13 protein-coding genes are annotated in these 13,608 nt (G+C 70.4%); 6 read left to right on the forward strand and 7 right to left on the reverse strand.

Translation table 11 applies throughout. The features are described 5' to 3' along the window. A partial coding sequence (locus tag IG84_RS0125380) for a WXG100 family type VII secretion target (RefSeq protein WP_031061739.1) occupies nt 1-432 on the reverse strand: 432 nt, incomplete at its 3' end. 159 nt (nt 433-591) lie between these two features. Continuing rightward, nucleotides 592-1,230: a hypothetical protein gene (locus IG84_RS0125385; RefSeq protein WP_031061740.1), complete on the reverse strand. Its 639-nt coding sequence runs from the start codon at nt 1,228-1,230 to the stop codon at nt 592-594. A gap of 150 nt (nt 1,231-1,380) precedes the next feature. Here IG84_RS0125385 and IG84_RS0125390 point away from each other — a divergent pair, with 150 nt between their 5' ends. Beyond that, a complete protein-coding gene (locus IG84_RS0125390; protein WP_031061743.1) occupies nt 1,381-1,689 on the forward strand; it encodes a hypothetical protein in 309 nt (102 codons plus the stop codon). A gap of 46 nt (nt 1,690-1,735) precedes the next feature. Here IG84_RS0125390 and IG84_RS0125395 read toward each other — a convergent pair whose 3' ends face one another. From IG84_RS0125395 to IG84_RS0125405, 3 genes are all read right to left on the reverse strand, one after another. Beyond that, entirely contained in the window at nt 1,736-2,692 is a 957-nt protein-coding gene (locus tag IG84_RS0125395) for an alpha/beta hydrolase (protein ID WP_037800868.1), read from the reverse strand. A gap of 222 nt (nt 2,693-2,914) precedes the next feature. Then, nucleotides 2,915-5,560: a SpoIIE family protein phosphatase gene (locus IG84_RS0125400; RefSeq protein WP_078649373.1), complete on the reverse strand. Its 2,646-nt coding sequence runs from the start codon at nt 5,558-5,560 to the stop codon at nt 2,915-2,917. Between the two features lie 184 nt (nt 5,561-5,744). After that, nucleotides 5,745-6,107: a hypothetical protein gene (locus tag IG84_RS0125405; RefSeq protein ID WP_031061751.1), complete on the reverse strand. Its 363-nt coding sequence runs from the start codon at nt 6,105-6,107 to the stop codon at nt 5,745-5,747. Nucleotides 6,108-6,126: 19 nt separating this feature from the next. Between IG84_RS0125405 and IG84_RS0125410 the strand changes: the two genes are divergently transcribed. Then, complete coding sequence (locus IG84_RS0125410; RefSeq protein WP_417829204.1) at nt 6,127-6,789, forward strand: sigma factor; 663 nt, start codon at nt 6,127-6,129, stop codon at nt 6,787-6,789. Between the two features lie 106 nt (nt 6,790-6,895). On the opposite strand, the gene IG84_RS0125415 is transcribed toward IG84_RS0125410, so the two are convergent. Both IG84_RS0125415 and IG84_RS0125420 read right to left on the reverse strand, forming a co-directional pair. Beyond that, nucleotides 6,896-7,696 (reverse strand): thioesterase family protein, encoded by an 801-nt coding sequence (locus IG84_RS0125415; protein WP_031061757.1) that lies wholly within the window; start codon nt 7,694-7,696, stop codon nt 6,896-6,898. A gap of 97 nt (nt 7,697-7,793) precedes the next feature. Beyond that, the gene (locus IG84_RS0125420) at nt 7,794-8,420 is read right to left on the reverse strand and encodes a TetR/AcrR family transcriptional regulator (RefSeq protein WP_031061760.1); all 627 of its coding nucleotides are present in this window, start codon (nt 8,418-8,420) and stop codon (nt 7,794-7,796) included. Nucleotides 8,421-8,621: 201 nt separating this feature from the next. Here IG84_RS0125420 and IG84_RS0125425 point away from each other — a divergent pair, with 201 nt between their 5' ends. Genes IG84_RS0125425 through IG84_RS0125440 form a run of 4 tightly spaced genes read left to right on the forward strand, consistent with a single transcriptional unit; the run spans nt 8,622 to nt 13,511 of the window. Continuing rightward, complete coding sequence (locus tag IG84_RS0125425) at nt 8,622-9,821, forward strand: acyl-CoA dehydrogenase family protein (RefSeq protein ID WP_211266517.1); 1,200 nt, start codon at nt 8,622-8,624, stop codon at nt 9,819-9,821. Then, nucleotides 9,818-10,969: an acetyl-CoA acetyltransferase gene (locus IG84_RS0125430; protein WP_031061765.1), complete on the forward strand. Its 1,152-nt coding sequence runs from the start codon at nt 9,818-9,820 to the stop codon at nt 10,967-10,969. Before IG84_RS0125425 ends, IG84_RS0125430 begins: the two co-directional genes overlap by 4 nt. Nucleotides 10,970-10,974: 5 nt before the next feature. Then, a complete protein-coding gene (locus IG84_RS38205) occupies nt 10,975-11,385 on the forward strand; it encodes a Zn-ribbon domain-containing OB-fold protein (RefSeq protein ID WP_037800869.1) in 411 nt (136 codons plus the stop codon). Continuing rightward, nucleotides 11,382-13,511, forward strand: a complete 2,130-nt coding sequence (locus tag IG84_RS0125440) for an acetate--CoA ligase family protein (RefSeq protein WP_031061770.1) — start codon at nt 11,382-11,384, stop codon at nt 13,509-13,511. The genes IG84_RS38205 and IG84_RS0125440 overlap by 4 nt, the downstream gene beginning before the upstream one ends. The last annotated feature ends 97 nt before the right edge of the window (nt 13,512-13,608 follow it).

Consider the following 13,608-nt stretch of genomic DNA (forward strand, 5'->3'; position numbering starts at 1 on the left):
GTACGCCTTCGTCTTCGCGGTGGCGGTCTTGACCCAGTCGGTGGTCGAGTCCAGCCGGCCCTGGGCGGCGTTCAGGTCGGCGCGGGCTTCGCGGCCCTTCTTCAGGGCCCGGTCGGCCAGGGACTGGGCACGTTCGAGCTTGGGCCAGTAGGCGGCGATGGCGTCGCCCGCCATGTCGTAGGAGGTCCGCAGCTTCCGCAGATTCCCCGGGACGCCGTCGAACTCTTCCTTGAACTTCTTCGCGGAGCGGCCGGACCACTTCAGGACGGCGTCCTCGGAGGCCATGCTGGTGATCTGCCGTAGCGCGGTACCGACGTCCTCGGCGAACTCGTGTAATTCGCGGGCGAGTTGCCGCACACGGTCCGGATCGCCGGGGGTCGGGTCCTTCTCCAGGTCCAGCACGTGCCAGTCCGTCGGCCGGTGGCCGCCCACGTCAACTCCCCCGTAACACACTCAACTGCAGCCCATGTGATGTCGCAGAGCAACCCTAACTTGCGTCACTCACAAGGGTGAAGGGAGCCTCGGTGGACCCGCAGGTCCGAGTGTTCAGCGAGACGCGAGACGCGAGACGGTCACGGTACGGCGGAGTCGTCACACAAAGCGGAACGTGGAGGTGATGGCGTCGAACATGTCGAAGAAGGAGTCCGCCAGATCCAGCACCTGGCTGCTGCCGGACACCAGCGCCACCGTGCCTTGCTGTTCGGGAACGGGAATGAAGGTCTGCATCAGCACCGCCCGCACGGTGCGCTCGTCGCCGGGGACGGTGATGTCCTCGACCCCGTGGGTCCGCGCCACGGGTCCCACCTGTGGGATCTCGACGGTGGTGACCTCGCGCCACGCGTCGCCCTCGCGCTTCGCCTTCCGGGGGCTGATCTGTTGGGCGATGAGCTGAGGATCGGTGGGCAGGATCTCACCGTCGTCGGTTTGCGCGCCGATCACCGACACGGTCACCGAGGCGGTGACGGGTGCCGCGCCGCCGAAGGACTCCGCCATGCAGCCGCAGTACAGCGCGCCGGACTGCCAGGCGTCGCGGGCGGCCTTCCGGAGAAACGAGGAGAAGACGTCCCGGTACTCGGCCAACTCCGGGCGCCGGCGAACGCGTTCGTTGACCAGTTGCCGAATGGTGTCGTCCCGCGATGCGGGTCGGATGTCGAACTCCCACCAGGACTTCGGCACCTTGATGTGGAATCCGCTGCGCTCGATGGTCTGCGCTTCGTTTCTACGGCTCATCGTCTACTCCCCTCCCGCGGCCCGATCTTGTAGCCGGGGTCGCCGCCCACCTTACGGGCGGGCGGAACCGCGGTGGCGCGGTGGTGGGTGCCTGCGCATAGGCTGGGTGTTCAGGTGACCGTGTGATTGCCCTTGCAGGGGAGGTTCTGGGTGAGCAACGACGAGGGGCGGCTGGCAATACCGCTGAGCGAGCTCGAAGGCTTCGGCGGCCGGCTGCGGTCCATCAAGGGCCGGATGAACGGCACCAAGAAGATGTTCGAGAACTACGCGGACGACATGGGCGACGACGGCGTCGTGGAGAAGATGGAGAGCTTCGAGGAGAACTGGGAAGACGGCCGCGGCGACATCGACAAGCAGCTCTCCGGACTGGCGGACATGGCCGACACGGTGTACCGCGAAGCGACGAAGGCCGACCTGGACCTTGCGAAGCAACTGGAGAAGGGGACCAAGAATTCCTGACCGGCGGGGAGCACTCCGGTCGGCCCCGCTGCACGCGCACTGGCGGTCAGCCGGTGCGCGCGGCGATCCAGGACAGCACCTTGTCCTTGATGCCGGGTGCGTCGAGGAGGGCGCCGCCGTGGGCGTCTCCGGGGACGGTTTCGACCTTGACGCCGTTCGCGGGCATGTCGTGGTCGACCTCCTCGGCGCGTTCGAGGTCGGTGGAGTGGGCGACGGGGATGAAGTCGCCTGCGGAGTGGAGGAGGTACATGGGGGCGTCGTTGGCGCCGGAGGCGCGGTTCTTGACGACGGTGTCCTTCCATGTGCCCCAGCAGCTCGGGTGCATCGAGGTGCCGGTGTCTGCGGGGTCCGGGTAGCAGCGCGTCAGGACGGTGGCGTTGTCGCGGACCTTTCGTTCCTTGGCGGTGCTGGTGTCGTGGTTGCCGTCGTTCCACGCGCGGTAGGGGGAGTTGACGGGGGAGAGGCCGACGACGCCCTTGATGCGCGTGTTTCCTGAACCGTACGTGGCGACTGCCGTGCCGATCTGGCCGCCTGCGGATGACCCGAGGATGACGATGCGGTTCGGGTCGAGGTCGAAGCGGGCGGCGTTGGATTTGATCCAGGCGAGCGCGGAGAGGGCGTCATTGCGCTGGGCCGGCCAAGGGGCGTCGAAGTTGAGGCGGTAGTCCACGGAGAAGGCGGCGTACCCGGCGTCGGCGAAGGTGCGGGACCAGGTGGCCCAGCCGGCGTCCTCGTACCAGTAACCGCCATGGAGGATGACGACGCCCGGCTGTGTGCCGCTGGTGGGGTTCCAGTAGGCGTCCAGCTTCTGGCGGGTGTGCGAGCCGTAGGCGTAGGTGGCTTCGCTGCGGGACGCCGCTGCCCCGGCGTCTGCCGGCTGCACCGCCGCGCGGGCGTCGCCGGCGTTGGTGGCCTGGCTGCTGCCCGTCTCGAGCGTCAGGAGTGCCGCAATGAGTGCGGTGCATAACGTGACGTATACCAGGTAACGCCGCATGGAAGTCATGGAAGCCTGCCCTTCACCACAGTGAGCAGGCACCCGCGAGTCTGGGCGCATGCTCGTGGAGCGAGCAGCGCGAACAGGGCGTGGGGGGTGGCGCTCGAACGCCTGCGTTATTCGAGCGAGCGGAACTATAGCCATGCGGAGAAGCGGCATGTCAATGCCTACAGGTTGAAATGGGCGATTTCTTCTCACTTTTCAGGTGAGAGGGTGACTAGCCGCTTCCGGTCAGGTTTGGGGTACTGGACGGAGGGCGAGGATGGCGATGTCGTCGGCGCTGTCGGCGCTCAGGGCGATGAGCAGTTCGTCGCAGAACACGTCGAGGGGTTCGCGTGCCAGGGCGGCGGTGTGCCGGCAGAGCCTGGCCATGGCGTCGTCGAGGGATTCGTCGCGGCGCTCGATGAGGCCGTCGGTGTACAGCAGTACGGTCGAGTGGGCCGGGAGTGGATCCGTCGCCTCGGGGCGGGGCATGTCCGGTTCCATGCCGAGCAGCAGGCCGGCGCCCCCCTCCAGGTAGCGGGTGCCGCCTTCCCTGGTGGTCAGCAGCGGTGGCAGGTGCCCGGCGGAGGAGTGCTTCAGCTCCCAGGGGCCGCTCTCGGGACCTGCGACGAGAGCGTAGATGCAGGTGGCGGTGGCCTCGCGGTACAAGCTGTGGTTCGCCATGTCCAGGCGGCGCAGCACCTCTCCCGGGGGCTCCTGGCGGTCGATGGCGATGCCGCGCAGCATGCTGCGCAGTTGGCTCATGGCGACGGCCGCCTCCAGGTCGTGCCCGGTGACATCGCCGATGACCAGGGCGGTCCGTCCGTTGGGGACGACGAAGCCGTCGTACCAGTCGCCGCCGATCTGCGCGGTGGTGGAGGAGGGCGCGTACCGGGCGGCCATCTGCAGGTGGCCGATGTCCGGCAGTACGGGCAGCAGGGAGCGCTGGAGGCGCTCGGCGATCTGCCGGGTCTCCTGGTACAGACGGGCGTTTTCCACCCCCATGGAGAGGCTGCGGACCAGGCCGTCGATCAGCGGCAGGTCTTCATCGGTGAACGACCGGCCCTCGCCGGTACGGGCCAGGGTCAGGGCGCCGAAGACCGCACCGCGGACCCGGAGCGGAGCGACCATGGCACTGCTTGCGCCCATCCGCTCGAACAGCTCGTAGTAGTGGGTGTCGAGGGGGCTTTCGGCCCGGCCCGGTGACGGGGCTTCGGTGAGCAGCAGTGGGCCGGCTCCGCGCAGCACCCGGGCCAGCGGCCCCCGTGCGGCCTCGGTCACCGGCGGGAGCCTGCCGGCGTACGCCTCGGCGGGCAGTGCCTGGGGACTGCGGTGGGTGACGCAGACCCGCTCCACTTGGCCGGGCCCGTCGAGCAGGTCCACCACGCACCAGTCGGCCAGCCGCTGAGTCAGGAGCTTGCACACTCGCTGCAGTCCCTCGTCCAGGTTCGAGGAGCTGCTCAGCGCCTCCCCGATGTCGGTCAGCAGGGAGAGCCGCTGTGCCAGCGTCGACCCGCCGGCTTCCGCACTGGCCTCCCTGGTGAGGATTTCCGAGACGTCCGGCAGTTCCGGACCGCCCGGCTCCTGCGGCGCCACGTGCCGGCTCTCTTCGGAAGGGTGTGGCGAGGGGGCGGGGGGAGCCGTCCTGGGGGCGAGCTGGGCGACGAACACGGTGCGGCCGTCGGTCGTCCCCTGGGTCTGGATGAACAGGCGGATGGGGACCAAGCGGCCGTCGCGGTGCAGTGCCGGGAGCGGTACGGAGCGGCCCAGAATGCGTGACTGGCCGCTGAGCAGGAGGGAGTTGAACGCCGCCACGTGGCGTTCCCGCAAGTGCTCCGGGATGAGAACGGTGAGCCGGCGGCCGATCAGTTCGTCCGCTTGCCAGCCGAGCATGTCGGCCGCCGGTCCGTTCGCGGCGATGATCCGGTTCTCGTCGTCGGCGGCAATGGTGGGGACCCGGCTGGCCCACACGTGGCTGGCGTCGCAGGGCACCAGCTCCGAGGGGCTGGAGCTCGGCTCTCGGGGCACCACGGTCCACGCGGTGGGGGGTCCGCCGGTGAGCTGGCTGATGATCTGGTCGAAGAGCCATTGGCGGAAGACGCGGTTCTGCGGGAGCGCCGGCCAGGTGAGGAGACGCTCGTCCCGGGCCGCCTCCTCGGCCAGGTCGAGCACGTGGCGCAGGGTGAGTACCGCCCTCGTGGCATCCGCCGGGAGGGAAAGGCGCAGGGAGTGGATGTGCGCGGCCGGAGGCTGCTTCTCCAGTTCGGCCGTCATGCACGCGCTGATCGTGTTGTTCACGTCGTGCGCGGTGGCAAGGTCCTCCGGACGCACGCCGAAGCGCTCTCCGCCGGCCGCGGCAAGAGTGAGCTCACGCAGCAGCGCGTGCCGGTGCTGTTGGGAGGCCAGGTACAGAGCGCCGGGCAGGTCGACCAGCGTGACAGTGCGGGTGGGGCCGGCCGGCGGCACAGTGGTCTGCCACTCGGAAGGCGGTGGCGGTCGTCCGTCCAGCCATAGTTCGAACCACACGGTCTTGCGCTCTTCGCTGGTATCGACCCCGTACCGGGATGCCAGCTTCTCGACCACGGCCAGTCCCTGCCCCGGGCCGGGGTAGGGAGGCAGGCGTCCCTGCGGCACCAACCCGTAGGACGGCTGATGATCGCTCACCCGTACATGAACCCTGTCGTCCCGCGTCCGGACCGACACCTCGGCCTCCGTGCGCGCATGGAGTACCACGTTGGTCATCAGCTCGCTGACCAGCAGCTCGGCTGTTTCCACCGGCTCAGAGGCAACATCCTCCAAGACGGTCCGCACGAAACGCCGCGCCAGTGCCACGCTCTCCGGCTCCGGGGGAAACCTCCGCGAGGGCGCCGCCCCCGGCTGACTGATGTGGTCCATGCGGCCAGTGTGCTTCAGGCGGCTGCCGCGTGGCTCTCTCCCTCCACGAGTGTCCGGTCGGCGCGTCGCCGGAATCCACCACCTGGGTGAGGCCCGGTACATCAGGAGGTACCGCCGGAGTGGGGGCGGCGCCGGGTCGCCCCGCACCTGCTTCAGCAGCAGCGGGTGGGCCCCGTATCGGACCTCAGCGCCGGGCCAGCGCCAGCACGCTCAGGCCGAACATCAGGACGCCCAGGGGGAGATGGACCGACGGGACGTGCGCGATGCCGAGGACGACCTGGACCGAGGCGAGTGCGAGGAAACCGGACGCGTGCCAGAGAGGCCGGGGCGAGCCGCCGCCCGGTTTCCATGCCAGCACCGCCGCGAGCACGTACAGCATCGACGCCCCGTACATCACACGGGCTCCGACGCTGTGCAGTGTCTCTCCGTAGGAGGAGGTCAGCAGCAGTCCGGCGGAGACCGCCTGAAGGAAGATGGTCAGGGTCTGCAGGGCGATCGCGAGCTGCAGGAACGAGGAGGTGCGCTGTGCGTTCGCCGTTGCCGTCACCGTTCGGTTGCTCGGTTCGGTGTCCGAGGCCGAGGACGTCGTACAGGATGCCTACGCACGCTGGTACGCGCTGCCGCGCAGCCGGCAGGAGGAGATCCTGTCGCCCGGCGCCTGGCTGACGACGGTGACCAGCCGCATCTGCCTGGACCTGCTGGGCTCGGCGTGGGCCCGTCGTGAACGCTATGTCGGCGCGTGGCTGCCCGAGCCGCTGCCCGACCGCACCGAGTGGGACCACGCGGGCGGCGCCGGCCCCACCGGCCTTGCGGACCCCGCCGACCAGATCGTCCTGGACGAGCGGGTGAACGTCGCGCGCGGTCCGGTCACGGTGACCGGCCGGGCCGACGTGGTGAGACACGTCAAAGAGGCATGGGAGAGCAAGGACATCGCTGCCCTCGTCGGTCTCCTCGACCCGGCCGCCGTGATGACCGCCGACGGCGGCGGCATGGTCGGTACCGTCCTGCGCCCGGTCGAGGGCGGCGCGCGCATCGCCCAGTACATGGTCGCCATCGCCGATAAGGCTCCGGGGCTCGAACTCCTGGAGCGGTCGGTCAACGGTGTGCCGGGCCTGGTGGCCCAGCGTGCCGGCGTCGTCATGACCGTGGCCTCGTTCGACGTCTCCGATGGGTGCGTCACCCGGATCTGGGCGGTCCGCAATCCGGAGAAGCTGCGGCCGTGGGCGTAGACACCGAGCAGTGGAGCCAACTGCCGCGGTTGATGTCATGCGGGGTTCGCTGGGCACGCGCTTTTTCGTGGGGGCGTGCACGGCTCGTTGCCGCGGCCGTCCGCGGTCACCGGGCCGGTGCGGGGTTCGCGAGCGCCGTGGTGGCGCAGTAACCGAGGGGGCCCGCGGTGTCGTACAGGGTGCAGTGTCCGACGGCGATGCCGTCCTCGGCGGTGTGCGCCCCGGCCTCCATGCCGACCTCGTCGCTGAGTGGCAGCCGGCTCAGGCACAAGGTGTAGTCGGCGTTGATGTAGCCCAGGCCCTCGTCGCTCGCGTGGGCCAGCGGGCTGGCGGTGTCCCCGGCGAGTGCGATCCGCACGAGGGGGGACAGGGCCTCCCCGGCGACGAGGGGGTGGCGCTCCCGGATCCAGATGCGGCGTCGTCCCTCGCCCTGCCACTCCCGCACCGGCCGCAGCTCCTCGTCGAACCGCCAGAATCCGGTCTTCTCCCCGTAGGGGGAGTGCAGTTCGTCCGGCGGGGGCGCGTCCCACGGGCCGGCCGACGGGATCCGGCCGGGCGGCGGGGTGCTGGTGCGCAGCAGTACGGCGCGTACCTGCACCACCGGGGTGCCGTCGGCGTGGACGACCGCGTCCGCGACGCGGATGCGCCGGCCCTCGCGTACCCGGGTCGTCTCGACGCGGACCGGGGCGTGCGGAGCGGCGCGGAACATGTCGACGGTGAGCCGGGCGAAGTGCAGCCCCTCCGCGGCGTGTTCGCGCTCCAGCGCCCGGGCGGCCAGGCCGCCGAGGAGGCGGCTGTGCACCGTGCCGGGCACCCACCAGCCGCGGGCGTGCGGCGCGGGGACGAGGGTGTCGTGGTGATCGGGATCGGGTGAGAAGTACGCCGTCCCGTCTTCGGTCTGGGCCACGGATACCCCCTTCGGGCTCATGTGCGCGTCGTACAGGCGGTGCTGTGTTCACCGATGGTGCTGTGCTCACCGTCGATGCCGTGCTTACCAGTGGTATTCAGCGGATGCCGAGCGGATCGAGTCTGCGGATGAGGGTGAGGGTGGTGTCGGTCAGCGCATCCGCGTCGCGCTTGCGTGAGCAGGCGGCGATCTCCCGGCCGGCCTCGCCGGTGATCGAGGTCATCAGGCTGACGACGAGCCGGTCGGCGGGGGCATCGCCCGCCTTGAGCAGAATGGCGTTCTGCCGGACCCACTCCCGGCCGCGCGCGCGGCGCATCAGTGTGAAGCCGGGCGGGGCGTCGCCGTCCATCCACAGTCGGACGAGGTCGCGCCGCCGCCAGCAGTCCTCCAGGAACGACCGGGTGCCGACGAGGAAGAGCTCCAGCGGGTCCGACTCCCCGGCCTTGCGGGCCCGTGCCACGGCATCCGCGGCGTTGCGCTCGCGGCTGCTCTCGTAGTCGTCCCAGACGGCCACGAAGAGCTCCGTCTTGCCGCCGAAGTGGTGGTAGAGGCTGCCGACGCTGGAGCCGGCCCGACGCACCACTGCCGCGACGCTCGCTTCGGTGAAGCCCTGTTCGCAGAAGACCTCACGGGCGGCGTCGAGGAGCGCCCTGCGGGTCTGTGCCGTGCGGCCCCACTGCCATGCGCCCTCCTTGGCCGGGCGCTGCTCCGCCTTGCGCGGCATCGGATCGCCCCTGCCTTCCGGAGTGGCTGCCAAAACAGAATCAGATTTTAGAACTGGTCACTGCCGAGCGCCATACCCAAGACAGAGCCCGTTCCCGCCTATTGACCCTCCGCAGCGGCGCATGCACATTGAGCCCATTCCTAGATTTCTGTTCTAGGAAGAGTGTGTGTACGCAGAGCCCTGGTCGGTACGGGCCCCTGCGTGCCCAACGGCAGGAAGGGACAGACGATGGTCGACTTCTCGCTATCCACCGAAGAGCGTCAGATCCGGGACACCGTCCGGGCGTTCATCACCAAAGAGGTGATGCCGCTGGAGCAGGAGGTCCTGCGCAACGAGCGTGCGGGGCGGCCGGGCGTCGCCCCGGAGGTCATCGCCGAACTCCGCGCCAAGGCCCGCAGGTCCGGCTTCTGGGGGGTCAACACCCCGGAGGAGTACGGGGGAATGGACCTCGGTGCCGTGATGTCGGCGATCATCGCCATGGAGACCGGCCGGACCTTCGTCCCCTTCAGCTTCGGCGGCAGTGCCGACAACATCCTCTACGCCTGCACCGACGAGCAGAAGCAGCAGTACCTCCTGCCCACCATCGAGGGTGAGCGCCGTTCCTGCTTCGCCATCACCGAGCCCGGCGCCGGCTCCGACGCCCGCAACATCCGCACTCGCGCCGTGCGCGACGGTGACGACTGGTTGATCACCGGCGAGAAGATCTTCATCACCGGAGGCAACGAGGCCGACTTCGTGATGGTGTTCGCGGTCACCGACCCGGACAAGGGCGCCGACGGCGGCGTCACCTGCTTCCTCGCCGACCGCGACATGGGCTGGAAGTCCGAGCCGATCGCGACCATGGGCGAGTGGGGCCCGGCCTCGCTCGTCTTCGACGAGGTGCGCGTTCCCGGCCGCAACGTCCTCGGCGAGGTCGGCAAGGGCTTCGAGCTCGCCATGCGGTGGATCGGGCAGGGCCGCTATCTCATCCCGGCCCGCGCGATCGGCTCCGCCGAGCGGATGCTGCAGATGGCGGTCGACTACGCCCCGACCCGGCACTCCATGGGCCGGCCCATCGCCGACTACCAGGCGATCCAGTGGCAGATAGCCGACTCCCAGGTGGAGATCGAGTCCGCGAAGTGGCTCACCCTCTACGCCGCCTGGCGGGTCCAGCAGGGCCTCGATGCCCGGCACGCCTCCTCCATCGCCAAGCTCAACGGTGCCGTGATGGCCAACCAGGTCGTCGACCGCGTCCTGCAGATCCACGGCGGCATGGGCTACACCAAGGAGCTGCCCATCGAGCGCTGGTACCGCGAGCTGCGCCTGCTGCGGATCTTCGAGGGCACCGACGAGATCCAGAAGCGCACCATCGCCCGCAACCTTCTCAAGGGCCATGTGCGGCTGGGAGGCATCGGCGAATGAGCCCCCGGCGCCGCGCGGCGATCGTCGGCGTCGCCGAGTCCGACCTCGGTAAAACGCCGCATCTCACCGTCCTTTCCCAGCAGGCCCAGGCCAGTAAAGCGGCGCTCGCCGAGGCAGGACTGACCCCGGACGACGTGGACGGGCTGTTCACGGCGGGGAACTGGTCCTGGGCCCCGGCCCTGACGCTCGCCGAGTACCTCGGCATGCAGCCCGACCACCTCGACGGCACCAACATCGGCGGCTCCTCGTTCGAAGCCCACGTCGGCCACGCGACAGCGGCGATCGAGGCCGGACTCATCGACGTCGCGCTCATCACCTACGGCAGCACCCAGCGCAGCGACCGCACGCGCGGCCGTCCGCGGCCCGCGACACTGACCGAGCAGTACGAGCAGCCGTTCGGCCTGCCGCAGCCCGTAGGCGCGTATGCGCTCGCCGCCGCGCGCTACATGCACGAGTACGGCGTGACGAGCGAAGAGCTGGCCGAGGTCGCGGTGAGCGCGCGGAGGTGGGCGGTCCTCAACCCGCGCGCGTACTACCGCGACCCGATCACCGTGGCCGACGTCCTCGCCTCACCGCTGATCGCCGAGCCGCTGCACAAGCTCGACTGCTGCCTCGTCACCGATGGCGGCGGCGCGGTCGTGGTCGCCGCTGAGGACCGCTGGCAGGACGTGGCCACCCGCCCCGTCGTCGTCCGCGGCCATGCCGAGACCACCACCCACTCGTCCATCTCCCGGATGCCGGACCTCACCGTCACAGGGGCCGCCCGCACCGGGCCGCTCGCGCTGGAGCGCGCCGGGGTCACCCACGCCGATGTGGACCTACTGGCGGTCTACGACTCTTTCACGATCACGGTGCTGCTCACTCTGGAGTCGCTGGGGTTCTGCAAGCCCGGCGAGGGCGGCCGCTTCGTGGCGGACGGCCGCACGGCGCCCGGCGGCGAGCTGCCGATGAACACCAACGGCGGCGGCCTCTCGTACACCCACCCCGGCATGTACGGGATCTTCCTGCTCATCGAGGCCACCCGGCAGCTCCGCCACGACTACCGGGACCAGCTAGGGCGCCAGGTCGACGGGGCGGAGCTCGCCCTCGTCCACGGCACCGGCGGCGTGCTCTCGTCCACCTCGACCGTCGTCCTCTCCGGGAGCTGAGCAGCGTGCCGGACCTGCCATCCATCGTCATCGACGCGGAATCCAAGCCGTTCTGGGACGGCATCGCCGTGGGCGAGTTGCGTCTGCAGTGCTGCGGCGACTGCGGGCGTGCCGTCTTTCCCGCGCGCATCGTCTGCCCGCACTGCTTCGGCGAGCGGCTGACGCCCGTAGCCGCGGCCGGCACCGGGACCGTGTACTCCAAGACCGTCGTCCACCGCGCCTTCGGGGCCTTCGCGGAGCAGACCCCGTTCACCATCGCTCTGATCGACCTCGACGAGGGAGTCCGCATGATGTCCAGGATCGTCGGCGAGCAGCCGGTGGCGATCGGCGACCGCGTACGCCTGCAGATCACTCGGCTCGGCGACGCGCCCGAAGCGCCCGAACTCCCTTGTTTCCGCGCGGAGATGGTGGCATGACGGCCGTCGTGCGGCCCGGCAGGGCCACCTCGCTGCAGGGCTTGTTCGCACCGCGGTCGATCGCGCTCGTCGGCGCGACCGACAAGTCGGGCTGGTCGCTGAGCACGTACCAGAATCTGCTCGGCCACGGCTTCACAGGCCCCGTCCACCTCGTCAACCCCCGCACACCCGAGGTGCACGGCCGCAAGGCGCACAAGAGCCTGACCGCCATCGGCGAGCCGGTCGACCTGGCGTACGTCATGGTGCCGACACCGGCCGTGCTCGACGTGCTGAGCGAGGGCGCCGAGCTCGGCATCCGCAACTACGTCGTGCTCACCGCCGGGTTCGGCGAGACCGGCACCGAGGGACGGCGGCGCGAGGAGGAGCTGCACGCCTTCGTCCGGGAGAAGGGCCTCAATGTGCTGGGGCCCAACGGGAACGGTTACGTCAACGCCGCCGCCGGCATCACCCCGTACGGCCTCGCCATCACCCAGCCGCCACCGGCCGGGCCGGTCGGCGTGGTGCTGCAGAGCGGGGCGCTCGCCAGCGCCGTGCTCAACTTCATGCACGCCCGCAACGTCGGCCTGAGCATGCTCACGTCGATGGGCAACGAGATGTCGCTCAGCGTCACGGACGTCATCGACCACCTGGTCGACGACCCGGCGACCGAGGTCATCGCCCTCTTCCTCGAAACGGTGCGTCACCCCGAGGAGTTCGCCCGGGTCGCCCGCCGCGCGGCCGAGGCGGGCAAGCCGATCGTCGCGCTGAAGATCGGCGCCAGCCGCCTCGCCTCGCGTACGGCGCAGGCGCACACCGGTGCGCTCGTCGGCGACGACCGCGTCGTCGACGCCGCCTTCCGGCGGCTCGGCGTCCTCCGCGTCCACTCACTGGAGGAGCTGATCCTCACCGCCGGGCTGCTCGCCCGGACCGGTCCGCTGCCGGGAGGACGGATCGGCGTGGTCACCCCCTCCGGCGGCGCCTGCGAGATCATCGCCGACCGCGCCGAGCAGGAGGGGCTGGAGATCCCGCCGTTCGCGCCCGGGACCACGGCCCGGCTCAAGGAGGCCGTGCCGGACTTCGCCACCGTGCAGAACCCGCTCGACGTGACCGGATACGTACTGGTCGACCGCACCCTCCTCGCCCGTGCGCTGGAGACCGTCGCCGCCGACCCCGGCATCGACGTCGTGCTGGCACTCGTCGACCTGCCCCGCGTTCCACCGGCCGACCCCGAGGCAGCCCGCGCGTACTTCGGGGCCTTCGCCGAATGCATCCGGAAGACCGACAAACCGGTCGTAGTCAGCGGAAACGTACTCACCGACATCACCGAGACCGGCCGCCGCCTGCAGGAGGAGACCGGATTCCCGTACATCGCCGGCGGGATCGACCACGCCATGAACGCGCTGGGCGCGGCCGTGCGCTGGTCCCGGTCGCTGCCCGACGTGCTCCGAGAGGAGCTGTCCGCGCCCGCGCCGGCGGACGTCACTCCCGGGCGGCCGGGGGAGACGTGGGCGGAGCACCGGGCCGCGCGGCTCCTCGCCGAGCACGGCGTGCCAGTCGTTCCCTCCGTGCGCACCGCCGATGAGCACGAAGCGGTCGCTGCCGCCGAGCGCCTGGGCTATCCCGTCGTCCTCAAGGCGGCGGCCGACGGCCTTCAGCACAAGAGCGACATCGGCGGCGTCCGGCTGGGTCTTGCCGGGCCCGACGCCGTACGCAGCGCTTTCCGGGACGTACGCGCCGCCCTGCAGAGCAGCGGCTACGGGGCCGACCCGGCGGTGCTCGTCCAGCCGCAGCGGACAGGCGGGACGGAGCTCCTCGTCGGCGTGGTCCGCGACCCGACCTGGGGGCTCACCCTCGCCGTCGGGCTCGGTGGCGTCTGGGTCGAGGTCCTCGCGGACTCGGCGCTGCGCCTGCTGCCGGTCACCCACGCAGACGTCCGGAGCGCTCTGGGCGAGTTGCGCGGCGCACGACTGCTCGACGGGGCGCGCGGCACCGAGCCCGCCGACCTCGACGCCGTCGCCGAGGTGGTCGTGCGGATCGGCGAGCTCGCCGGGTCGCTGGGCCCCCGCCTGGAGTCGCTGGAGGTCAACCCCCTGTGGGTGCGCGGTGCACGGGTGGAGGCGCTGGACGCGCTGGTCACCTGGGCCTGAACCGGCCGCGTACCACTCCATCCCGTACACCTGTCACACCCGGCACACCCGGCACACCCGGCACACCCGGCACACCCGCGTCACCCACCGAGACGTT

It is taken from the genome of Streptomyces ochraceiscleroticus, from assembly GCF_000720485.1.
Taxonomy (GTDB): Bacteria; Actinomycetota; Actinomycetes; order Streptomycetales; family Streptomycetaceae; genus Streptomyces; species Streptomyces ochraceiscleroticus.